The following is a 12417-nucleotide window of genomic DNA, read 5'->3' as shown; positions in this document are numbered from 1 at the left end:
TTTTTTTAAACTTATTTTGAAGTAAGGTAAAAATTTAGTTTAATCTAAATTTTAAAATTATTTCATGAGTACCACTATTATAGGTTTGTATATCTGTTGTTGCTGATTCATAAGCATATCCAAAATTAAGAGAGTTATCAGAAAACCCTATAATGGTAAAAAATGTAACACTTTCATCCCATCTATAATTGCCGCCAAACTCAAATCGGTCATTGTAAATGATAGATGAAGTAAGGTCAATTGACAAAGGAGCACCTGTAACAATTTTACTTAATACCGAAGGTTTTAATATGAAATCATCATTTAATTCGATGTCATATCCTCCTCCAAGAAATATATGGGTGTTTTCACTACCAGACACTGGTACTACTCCTTCTTTTTCGAATCGATCGTTAGAGATAAGAGCAGGAGCGGATAAGGTTATGTAGTAGCTTTCAGCTTTGAGATAAAATCCAATACCTACATTGGGGTTAAACCTACTTACATCCTGATTAAATAGTGGGTCATTGTCTACATCTAACCCACTAAGGTTGATGTTTAGAAATGTTCCTCCAGCTTTGATTCCGGCATATAGGTTTACATCATATCCTACCTGAAGTTTATAAGAGAAATCAGCGTATAGATGAGTTTCTTTTAATACAAAAACCTCGTCATTAACAATAGTAAACCCTATTCCCATATCTCTATTTATAGGAGCGTTTATATTAAAATTTTGTGTTTCTGGTCCATCCTGAATCCCAGACCATTGACTTCTGAAACCTAGTAAAGCTTCCAGGCTTTCGCTAGTTCCAGCATATGCAGGATTGATAACATTCATATTGTATCTATAGAGGCTAAAATGCGGATCCTGTTGCGCATTCACTTTTGCTATATTCGATATCAGTAATGCAAGAAATACATATAGTAAATTTCTAACCATGTTCTTTTATATTTTTTAGTAAGAGCGTTACGATAATGCTCTTATGTACTTATCATACTTAAAGTTTTATCATTTAATAGTTTATATATATCCAGCCCGAAAAAGGAAGGGTTTTTGTTCCTATGTCAATGATGTAGTAATATGGCCCTGATGGGAGTTTGTCACTTGATTGTAGTACTCTTTTTCCATTAGATACACCGTTCCAGTTGTTTTGATAGTTTATATCCGAGAACACTACATTTCCCCATCTATTAAAGACTTGTATTTTGTGATTGGGAAATCTTTGTATTCCCTCGATTACCCAGGTATCATTAATTCCATCTCCATTTGGAGAAAATCCTTCCGGTATCACAATACTAGTTATTGGAGGTTCCGGATCAGGAGTTTTTGTTATGGTTATAGATCGAATAGAGGAGTTTTCGCAATTGCCTTCTGTGGTATAAGTAATAGGATATGTTCCTGGGTCACTATCAGAGAGGTCAATTTCTCCGGTAGAGGTATTAATACTTAATCCAGAAGCACTACTAAAAGAACCTCCTTCTAAACCTGTGATGACAGGAGTTGGATCAGTTTCATTAGTATTGTAAACAGACTCATTATAGGAAAAACTAGCATCATCTGCTTCTGAAATGGCTATAGTAACATCACTAGAATTAGAGCAAGAAGTCATTGTGGTATAAGTTATAGTATAGGTTCCTGTTTCGCTATTAGAAACATCAATACTTCCTGTGCTTGCATCTAGGATTAACCCAGTAGGAGTGCTAGAGAAACTTCCTCCGGTTATGCCTATGATTATTGGGGTAGGATCAGCCCCGTTTTGACAAAATGTATCAGTGTCATAATCAAAATCCGCATTGTCTAATGTGTTAATGGTTACATTAGTGCTGCTAGAATTAGGGCATGTTCCAGAAGTGGTATAGGTTACTGTATATGTTCCTGGTGTTGATGCGGATACATCTATTTCGCCAGAACTGGCAATAATACTTAATCCAGTAGGAGTACTTGAGAAATTTCCTCCACTTATTCCTGTAATGGTCGGAGTAGGATCAGAGTCTTCTATACAATAGGAAGGAGCAGAATAATTGAAATTTGCGTTGTCTAAAGCATTTATAGTTATGCTGGTATTACTAGTGTTTGGGCATATTCCTACTGTGGTATAGGTAATGGTATAAGTTCCTGGTGTTGATGCAGATAGGTCAATTTCTCCTGACCCAGTTATAATACTTAATCCGGTGGGAGTACTTGAGAAGCTTCCCCCTGCTATTCCTGTAATGGTTGGTGTAGGATCGGTATCATCTACACAATACGCGGCTGAAGCATAGTTGAAACCTGCATTGTCAAGGGCGTTAATAGTTACGCTAGTATTGCTAGAGTTAGGGCATGTTCCTGCCGTGGTATAGGTAACGGTATATATCCCTGGTGTTGATGTCGATAGATCAATTTCTCCGGATCCACCTGCTATAGTTAATCCAGAAGGAGTGCTAGAGAAACTTCCTCCTGTTATTCCTGTGATTGTTGGTGTAGGGTCGGTGTCGTCTATACAATACGCAGTTGCAGCATAGTTAAAACTTGGATTGTCTAATGCGTTAATAGTTACACTAGTATTACTAGAGTTAGGGCATGTTCCTGTAGTAGTATAAGTAACGGTGTATGTTCCTGGTGTTGATGTTGATAGATCAATTTCTCCAGATCCACCTGCTATAGTTAATCCAGAAGGAGTGCTAGAGAAGCTTCCACCTGTTATTCCGGTGATAGTTGGTGTAGGATCGGTATCATCTACACAATACGCGGCTGAAGCATAATTGAAACCTGCATTATCTAGTGCATTAATAGTTACGCTAGTATTGCTAGAGTTAGGGCATGTTCCTGCCGTGGTATAGGTTACGGTGTATGTTCCTGGTGTTGATGTAGATAGATCAATTTCTCCTGATCCGGTAGTGATATCTAAGCCCGAAGGGGTACTTGAGAACGTTCCTCCTGAGATTCCTGTGATAGTAGGTGTGGGATCGGTATCATCTACACAATAAGCAGAAGCAGCATAGTTGAAACCTGCATTGTCTAGTGCATTAATGGTTACACTAGTATCGCTGGAGTTAGGGCATGTTCCTGTAGTGGTATAAGTAACGGTATAAGCTCCCGGTGTTGAGGTTGATACATCGATTTCTCCGGTGCCGATAGTAATGCTTAATCCTGTAGGGGTACTAGAGAATGTTCCTCCTGATATTCCTGTGATAGTTGGTGTAGGATCGGTATCATCTACGCAATAAGCAGAAGCAGAATAATTAAAGTTTGCATTATCTAGAGCGGTGGCTGTAACAGTAACAGTTCCACAGGTGGCTGTAGTCTCATCAATACATGTTTTGGTACCATCTTCACCTCTTATGTAATATGTTGTACTTGGTGAGCCTGGGGTTACTACAAAAGAAGAAGAGGTTGTTGTGCCAACTAGGGTACCTCCACAAGAACCAGAATATATAACCCATTCATCAGCACTATTAAGGCTTCCTGAAATTGTGAGCGTAGATGTGTTACCTACACATAATGTATTAGGTGTTGCGGTAACCGTAGGTACATCTGGTGCTACACAAACAGGAATCTGTCTAAACCATGCAAATTGACCTGGACTAAAATTTGCCATAATAGCATCTTTTAAACCATCACCATCCACATCTCCAAAATCCAGACTGGGGAAATCACCTATATCTGCATTTTCTAACTCCCCATTCAGTGTCTGTTGAGGAGCCAGAGCAAAATCTGGAGTAGTAGGAGTTCCTACATTCTCAATCCACCGTGCCTGACCACTATCGATAGCAAAATACATATCATAGTCCCCATCTTTGTCAAAATCTTCAAAAATAGGAATAGGATTAAACGTAGGAAGAAAAGTTGCCGAGGGATCCCATGGGCTATTCGCTGCAGATTGTCTTGCAAAAACTGGGTTTTCTTTGGTCCCGGTATTCTTGAAGTATACTGCGGTATTACTTCCCATAACGACTAAATCAAAATCATCATCATCATCTAGATCAGCAAAACCCAATCCATTGTATAGAGCAATATCTTGATCTTCAAGTCCCGGCAATCCAGCAACAACATACAAAAATTCTGGAACAGTTGGAGTTCCTACATTTTCGTAGAATCTAATATCATCTGTGGTAGTATTTTCATAACTATATCTGTTTCCAAGGAACAAGTCAAGATCTCCATCATCATCAATATCAACTAATTGAGGTCTAACATGATTGTTAGATAGTGTACTAATGTCTATAGTGTCCAAAGTAGGTATCGAAGCAATCACCCAATTGGGGGCAGTTACTGTGCCTGTATTTTCAAAGTAATGTACGCTACCTCTTCTACTTCCTGATATAAAATCTAATTTTCCGTCATTATTTAAATCTCCAAATACTGCAGAAGGAAGACGACTAGGAGCAGGGATTGATGCGCCATTTAATCCTGCAGGTTCAGGTCCAGGTCCTATAGAGGTACCATCAGGGTTAGAAACAAGATGACCCCCTCTAAACTCCCAATCTATAAATGGGGTTTGGGCGGAGAGTATTTTGCTTCCTAAAAGTATAAGTAGATATATAAGTAATAGTTTTTTCATGATTGCAATAATTTAAAGTTATTGTTCTCTAATCTCCTCTTCTTTATATAGAAAATAACTTAGACTTGGGTTTTTAAATTATACTACATTGCAAATGGGTATTTTTGGGACTGTTATAGGGTAATATGAAAGAAATTTATATTTTTTCTTTGAGGTTTTAGGGGTTATAGTATTATAGTTGTTGCACATATTAAGAGGATTTGGTGAAGAACCGGGTATAATACTAATTTGGCGCAAATTAACAATTTCGTTCTCTTTAACAAAATATTATTAACATTGATTACTAATATGTTTTTTTTGGATTATCATATTTTATGCACCCTGATAGCTTGTTGCCTTGTGCATAATATTGCTAAAAATCACTTAAAATATACGAGGTTTAAAAAATCGAAAAGTACTTGTATTACTTCGACAAGCTATATGCCTATTCTTCTGTAACAGGCTTAAACAAAGGCTTTGTGGAGATCACTATGTTGTTTGCTTAAGAAATTTTAGGCTGCTTGATTTTGAGATTATTAGAGTTTATGTTCAAGGCGAAGCAGATTGATTGGTTTAGGGGCGAATTTAGGATAATAGATTGATTTCAACACCATAGAATTTTTACGAAAAACTTTAGTGCAAACGGCTAAGTTTTCACTAAAAAATCAATTTTTAGAGGATTTTTCCTACATCATACTGTGAGGAATAACTTGATTTGAGCACTTTTTTTAAGCTAAAGACTAGGTTTTTAAGATGAATCATTTGAGATTAAAATAGTTATTGTATCAAAAAATGAGAACCTAATTTAATCTAAATTTTAGAATGATTTCATGAGTACCATTGTTGTACGTTTTTATATCTGTAGTGGTAGACTCATAAGCATATCCAAAATTAAAGGCATTGTTGGAGAACCCTGCAATCATAAAGAATGTAATGCTTTCATCCCATCTATAATTGCTACCCAATTCTAATCGATCACGATATATGGCTGAAGCGGTTAGATCAATAGATAATGGAGCTCCTGTAACTATTTTACTAAGTATCGAGGGTTTTAATTTAAAATCATCATTTAACGCAACATCGTATCCGCCACCAAGAAATACATGAGAGTTTTCATTTCCTGATACAGGTGTTACCCCCTCTTTTTCGAATCTGTCATTAGAAATAAGCCCTGGAGCAGATAGGGTTATATAGTAATTTTCGGCTTTGAGATAAAACCCAACTCCTACATTGGGGTTAAATTTGCTTACATTCTGATTGAATAGTGGATCGTTATCAATATCTAATCCACTAAGGCTTATATTTAGAAATGTTCCTCCTGCTTTGATTCCTGCATATAGATTTAGATCTTCTGCTACCTGAATTTTATAAGAAAAATCAGCATAAAGATGAGTTTCTTTTAGCACAAAGACCTCGTCATTAACGATAGTAAATCCTGCTCCCATATTCTTATTTAAGGGAGAGTTTATATTAAAATTTTGTGTTTCTGGTCCATCTTGAATCCCAGACCATTGACTTCTGATCCCGAATAAAGCTTCAAGATTTCCGTTGGTTCCGGCATAGGCTGGATTTATAACGTTCATATTATATCTATAGAGGCTAAAATGTGGATCTTGTTGAGCACGAACCTTTACTGCAGATAACAATATGAGTATAAAAAATATATAATGTAAAAATTTAATCATGTTGTTTTGTGGTTTTTTAGTTTGCAACGCTTTCTTGTTTAAATCATATATTATTTAGTAGTTTATGTATATCCATCCAGAAAAAGGAGTAGTTTTTGTTCCGGTATCGATAATGTAGTAATATGGTCCTGTTGGTAGCTTATGGTTAGATCTTAGAACTCTTTTTCCGTTAGAGATTCCATTCCAGTCATTTTGATAATTTACTGCTGAGAAAACAACATTTCCCCACCTATTAAAAAGTTGTATTTCGTGATCGGGAAATTTATGAATTCCTTCTATTATCCAGGTGTCATTTATGCCATCTCCATTAGGAGAAAACCCTTTGGGAACCAAAATATTAGCTTTTACGGGCTCTGGCTCTGCAGTTGCATCAGTAATACTTACAGATTGATCCGTGGAGTTTTCACAGTTTCCTGCTGTTGTATATGTAACAATATATGTTCCTGTAGCGCTATTAGAAAGATCTATCTCTCCACTGGTAGTATTAATGCTTAACCCTGTAGTGCTGCTAAAAGAACCTCCTGTTACTCCTGCGATCGTAGGGATAGGATCAGGCTCATCAATGCTATAAGATGATTGATCATAGTCAAAATTAGCATCATCTAGTGAATTAACAATGATGTTTATGTTATCAGAATTAGGGCATGTTCCTGTTGTAGTATAGGTTACCGTATAGGTGCCAGGTGTAGATGAAGATAAATCAATTTCTCCAGAACTGGCAGTCATACTTAATCCTGTTGGAGTGCTGGTAAAACTTCCGCCAATTGTTCCTGTGATAGTTGGTGTAGGATCCGACTCGTCTACACAATATGCAGAGGCATCATAGTTGAAACTTGCGTTGTCCTGTGCATTAATGGTTATACTAGTGTTACTCGAGTTAGGGCATATTCCTGTAGTAGTATAGGTTACTGTATAGGTGCCCGGTGTAGATGTAGATACGTCAATTTCTCCAGAACCGGTAATACTTAATCCTGCAGGAGTACTGGTAAAACTTCCGCCAATTGTTCCTGTGATAGTTGGTGTAGGATCCGTATCGTCTACACAATATGCAGAGGCAGCATAATTGAAACTTGCGTTGTCCTGTGCATTAATGGTTATGCTAGTATCACTGGAGTTAGGGCATGCTCCTGTTGTGGTATAGGTTACTGTATAGGTGCCCGGTGTAGATGTAGATACGTCAATTTCTCCAGAACTGGTAGTCATACTTAGTCCTGGTGGTGTGTAAGTGAAATTTCCACCAATTGTTCCTGTAATGGTTGGTGTAGGATCGGTATCATTTGTGCAATATGCAGCTGCCGAATAATTAAAACTAGCATCATCTATAGGTGGAGCAATAATCGTAACCGTTGTACAAGTAGCAGTTGTTTCATCTATACAGGTTATAGCTCCGTCTTCACCTCTTATATAGTATGTAGTGCTCGGGCTACTGGGGGTAACAGTAAAAGTTGATGTAGATGTAGTTGTAGAACCGACCAGAGTGCCACCACAAGAATCAGTGTATATGGACCAGGTGCTGGCAATATTAAGGTTTCCAGTAATTGTAATGGTAGATGTTTCTCCTTCACAGGTAACTGGAGTTGCCGTAACTGATGTTATTGTCGGAGATACACAAACAGGGACTTGTCTAAACCAGGCAAATGCGGGAGGGTTGAAGTTGGCTAAGAGAGCATCTTTTAGCCCGTCACCATTTACGTCACCAAAATCTACAACAGGAAAACTCCCCATATCTCCATTGGTTAGTTCTCCATTCATTGTCTTTTGAGGAGACACAAAATTAGGATTTGTAACCGTCCCAATGTTTTCGATCCAGCGAACATGACCACTATCAATCATAAAATACATGTCGAGATCTCCATCTTTATCAAAGTCCTCAAATACAGGTATTGGTACATCCATATTAGTATATTCATTTTCATCCGCCCATGGACTATTTGCTTCTGATTGTAGTTCGAAATTTGGCAGTTCTTTGGTTCCAATATTTTTGTAATAGGTTAGTTTATCACTTCCGAGTGCTACCAGATCCAAATCGGTATCATTATCTAGGTCTGCAAATCCAAAACCAGGAAATTCTGAAATATCCTGATCTTTAAGTCCAGGTATGCAGGCAGGGACATATGAAAAAACAGGGATTTCAGGGGTGCCCACATTTCTGTAAAAACGAACATCATCGGTAGTTAGACCTTCATAATTGTATTGTGATCCTATAAATAAATCTAAATCTCCATCATCATCGATATCCACGAGCTGAGGTCTATTTTGATTTCTACTTGTTCGGGTTCTATCTATCCATATGGTGTCTAATGTTGGTATTGATGCCGATACCCAGTTGGGTGCAGTAACAGTACCATTGTTTTCAAAATAATGAACTGTTCCTCCTTGGCTTCCTGAAATAAAATCTAGATCATTATCGTTGTCGAGATCAGCCAAAACAACTGATGGAAGTCGACCATAAGAGATTGGCGTGATGGGGATGGCTGCTATGTCTAACCCTGCAGGTTCTGGACCAGGACCTGTTGAGGTTCCGTCGGGATTTGCAAGTAATTTCCCTCCTCTAAACTCCCAATCTATAAAAGATGCCTGAGCCGAGAGTAATTGATTTCCTAATAAGAAAACTAAACAAATGAGTAATAGTTTTTTCATAACTACAAATAATTTAAAACAATTAATCTATTACATATCATGCTAAAAGAATATCATATACAAAAGAGTACATGAATATTATCAAACATAATATTCAAAACTAATAACCACACCTCAGGAGGGTCATTTCGGGGGAAACTAAGGGGTAACTTTAGAGAAGGTTAGATTTTTCTCGGTTTTTCAGGTTTAAAAGAGATTAAGCGCTGTACTCATTATAAATATGAACATACCTACTTACTAATGAACATGGTATAGTGCTAGACGGGGCTAAATTAGTGATTTAGTTGTTATATAGCAAACCCATATATATGATTACCTTGTTTTTTTTAAGGTATTAACGTAATTCGCTTATCCTTGCATTTCTGTTCTGAAAAAGGAATCTATCCCTGTATATATGAAGATAGGTGGTATAATGTTCTTGGGATAAATACTTGAAAAATGTAAATTTATATCCTATACTTAGTTTTATGACGAACCATTTTTATAAAAAGTCAGTAGTGTTTTTGTGTTTGATGTCGTTTTTGTCCTCATGCAATACTGATTTAGAACCTGTTCAGGTAGTTTTAAAATCTCTGGAAGCTCACGGTGGTATAGAAAGTTGGGAAAACGCAAAAGAAATCTCTTACCTAAAAACTACAATACTTTATGATAGTTTAGGAAACGTTGAGAAAAAAATTACTCAAAAGCATATCAATAGATTTAAACCTGTCTTTTCTGCTGAGATGTCGTGGCTAGAAGACTCAATTCAAAAAAGGGTAGTGTATACAGAGAATAAAACTTCCGTTTTTCACGGAGATTCCCTTCAAAATGAAGGAGCTCTGCAAGACAAGTATTACAAAGATATTATTGCAGCAAATTATGTGTTGTGGCAGCCTTATAAGCTGTTAGATAAAGAGGTTAATCTTAGTTTTGCTGGCAGGGAAAACATTGGTAAAAAAAGGGCAAATGTTATACAAGCTAATTATTTTGACGATAGTGGAGAGAAAACAAATACCTGGTGGTATTATTTTGACGCTAAAACTAATAAGTTGCTTGGTAATATGGTTCACCATGGAGCAACATATAGCTATATCGAGAATATGAAATATGAAAACACGACAGGACTTTTTCTTAATGCCAAACGACAAAGCTATCGTTGTGATAGTTTGAGAAATATAAAATTTTTAAGAGCTGAATATACTTATAAGATATTGGGTTTTAAGAAAATTCAGTAATCAGATTGTGTTAATGATAATTTTTGCGCATCTAATAGCATAATTTTTTTCTATGTAATAAATAAAAATTGTATTGAAAACAGGTGTTTTTTTTGATTATACCTATGGTATTGAGTTTTTCAATATAGTTTAGGTTCTGTTTTAATTTAGACTACTTTTTATCTTCATTAAGGGCAAATGAGGTTCTTAAGATTATTAGAGCTTTAATTGATTTAGTAGTTGGATTACAGTTTGTTATACGTGTTGAGGTGCATTATTATTTGACATATATCAAGCTTTTGTTTATAAACATCCCGTATATTGAAGCAATAAAAATAGTATGTCTATGAGTCTTTTAAAAGAAGTAATTGAGTCATCAAAGGAAATAGATAACACAACAAAAATAGCTTTAGAAAATCGTTTTAATGAACAGGTTGTAAAACGAAACGAAATTTTCTTAAAAGAAGGTCAATATTGCAATGATTTGTTGTTTGTAGAAAAAGGATTACTAAGAGCATACTATCTAAAAGAAGGTAAAGAAGTAACCGATTGGTTTGGTACTGAAGGTACTTTTATGACTTCTATTCATAGCTTTTATAACGGATTTCCGAGTGAGCAATATATACATGGCATTGAGGATACTATAATTCGTAAAATATCGAAAAAAAAAATAGCTGAAATTTCTAAAGAACACCCATCCATAGAAAAATGGTTTAGATTAATAACTACTCAACACTTAACAAGATTACAACAACGCATAACGGCATTACAATTCTATACAGCCAAAGAACGTTTTGCATTGCTCAAAGAAAAAAACCCGGTTGTACTTCAAAAAGCCCCAGTTTCTCATATAGCATCTTACCTTGGAATCTCATTAGAAACACTTAGTCGGGTTAGGGCACGATGATTTATTTGACATTTGTCAAATGAATTTAAAACACTTCAAAATACTTTTACTTCATAAATATTAAAAGAAATTTTATGAAGAAAAAAACCACAGTAATTATAGTAGCAAAAATTCGACCAGATGGAAAATTAGAGTTGAATCACTATCTATCTGAGATGAATAAGCACTATGAAAAGAACAATGTAACATTACTAAATAAATTTTCTATTGACGAAATGATAGTAGGTGAAGAAAGACCAGATATTATAGCAATAATGGAGTTCCCTGACAACAGTTTTAATAAAATATTTAAATCTAAAGAATACAATCTTTTACTCCCTTACAGAGAAAAAGCGTTTGAAAAATTAGAAATATTTATATCAAAAGAAAATAAATGATGACTAAAATTATTAATAGGAGTGTCTTGTTATTATTAATAGCTTTATCTAGCTGTAATAGTGATGATGACCAAAACGTTACGAGTATCGAAATTCCTCAAAGTATTACTATTAACAGCTCAGGTTTATTTCCAGAAGGTATCGTATATGATGATGTAGAAAAAGTTTTTTACACCAGTTCTGTAAACTTAGGAAAAATAAGTAAGGTAGCTTTGGATGGTACAACTACCGATTTTATTACCGAAAATGGATTGGTATCAACCCTCGGGCTAACAATTGACAAACAAAACAGGAGATTGATAGTCTGTAATACGGATCCAGGTTTTGGAGTTAATTCTACTGATAATACACTGTTTAAACTTGCTAATGTTCTTATTTTCGACTTAGATACAAAAGACAAGTTGGCGGATTACGATTTATCTGATTTGGTGCAGGGAGAGACCCCTAATTTAGTAAATGATGCTGTAGTTGGAGGTAATGGATATATCTATGTAACAAATAGTGTAACTCCTGCAATTTATAAAATTGATCCAAGGTCTCGAATAGCAGAAGTTTTTGTTGTCGATGAACGTTTTACCCCTATTCAAGGTTTTGGTCTTAATGGTTTGGTATATCACCCAGATGGATATATTTTGGTGGGACACTATGATTCGGGTTCGTTGTATAAAATACCTGAGAATTTTACCAATCCCGATGAAATTATTAAGGTAGAACTTTCTGAGCCAGTTAATACAATTGATGGTATCGAAATTTTAAGTAGTACAGAAATTGCAGTTGCAAGTAATGGGGCAGGTGAAGGACTAGATAGGGTTTATAGAATTTCTACAAGTGATAATTGGATAAATGGAAGTGTGATAGGGAGTTTTGATGCTGAAAACAGCTTTCCAACAACTATGTCATTAACAAAGGATGGTCTATATGTTTTAAAAAGTTATTTACCTTTTTTATTGCCAAATAACCCCAATCAAGATACATTATGGAAAGAGTATATTATAGAAAGAGTCAGCTTTTAGTCTATATACTTCTTGTCGTAAATTATGAACTATGAAAAGAGGTCGGGCATTCTTTCAAATTATTAATTTAAATATAAAAACAAAGTATTGAAAATGCTTCAGA

General features: G+C 35.5%; 8 protein-coding genes. 4 read left to right on the top strand and 4 right to left on the bottom strand.

The window, feature by feature from the left end; all coding sequences use genetic code 11:
• Positions 1-34: 34 nt before the first annotated feature.
• The 4 genes from C1X07_RS04650 to C1X07_RS04635 all read right to left on the bottom strand — a co-directional run bounded on the left by C1X07_RS04650 (position 35) and on the right by C1X07_RS04635 (position 8824).
• Positions 35-919, bottom strand: a complete 885-nt coding sequence (locus C1X07_RS04650; RefSeq protein ID WP_103068830.1) for a PorP/SprF family type IX secretion system membrane protein — start codon at positions 917-919, stop codon at positions 35-37.
• A gap of 73 nt (positions 920-992) precedes the next feature.
• Positions 993-4520 carry a T9SS type B sorting domain-containing protein gene (locus C1X07_RS04645; protein ID WP_103068829.1) on the bottom strand — a complete coding sequence of 1176 codons (3528 nt, stop codon included), beginning with the start codon at positions 4518-4520 and terminating at the stop codon, positions 993-995.
• A 779-nt stretch (positions 4521-5299) separates the two neighbouring features.
• Positions 5300-6184, bottom strand: a complete 885-nt coding sequence (locus tag C1X07_RS04640) for a PorP/SprF family type IX secretion system membrane protein (RefSeq protein WP_103068828.1) — start codon at positions 6182-6184, stop codon at positions 5300-5302.
• A 54-nt stretch (positions 6185-6238) separates the two neighbouring features.
• The gene (locus tag C1X07_RS04635; protein ID WP_103068827.1) at positions 6239-8824 is read right to left on the bottom strand and encodes a T9SS type B sorting domain-containing protein; all 2586 of its coding nucleotides are present in this window, start codon (positions 8822-8824) and stop codon (positions 6239-6241) included.
• Positions 8825-9291: 467 nt separating this feature from the next.
• On the opposite strand from C1X07_RS04635, the gene C1X07_RS04630 reads away from it, so the two are divergent.
• The 4 genes from C1X07_RS04630 to C1X07_RS04615 all read left to right on the top strand — a co-directional run bounded on the left by C1X07_RS04630 (position 9292) and on the right by C1X07_RS04615 (position 12314).
• Entirely contained in the window at positions 9292-10038 is a 747-nt protein-coding gene (locus C1X07_RS04630; protein ID WP_128755198.1) for a hypothetical protein, read from the top strand.
• 325 nt (positions 10039-10363) lie between these two features.
• Positions 10364-10924, top strand: a complete 561-nt coding sequence (locus C1X07_RS04625) for a Crp/Fnr family transcriptional regulator (protein WP_164914088.1) — start codon at positions 10364-10366, stop codon at positions 10922-10924.
• A 74-nt stretch (positions 10925-10998) separates the two neighbouring features.
• Positions 10999-11301: a DUF1330 domain-containing protein gene (locus tag C1X07_RS04620; RefSeq protein WP_103068824.1), complete on the top strand. Its 303-nt coding sequence runs from the start codon at positions 10999-11001 to the stop codon at positions 11299-11301.
• On the top strand, positions 11298-12314 hold the full coding sequence (locus C1X07_RS04615; protein ID WP_103068823.1) for a hypothetical protein: 1017 nt from the start codon (positions 11298-11300) through the stop codon (positions 12312-12314). Before C1X07_RS04620 ends, C1X07_RS04615 begins: the two co-directional genes overlap by 4 nt.
• Positions 12315-12417: the final 103 nt, after the last annotated feature.

Source organism: Aquimarina sediminis (genome assembly GCF_002895435.1).
GTDB classification, from domain to species: Bacteria; Bacteroidota; Bacteroidia; order Flavobacteriales; family Flavobacteriaceae; genus Aquimarina; species Aquimarina sediminis.
This window is presented reverse-complemented; position numbering and strand designations above follow the sequence as displayed.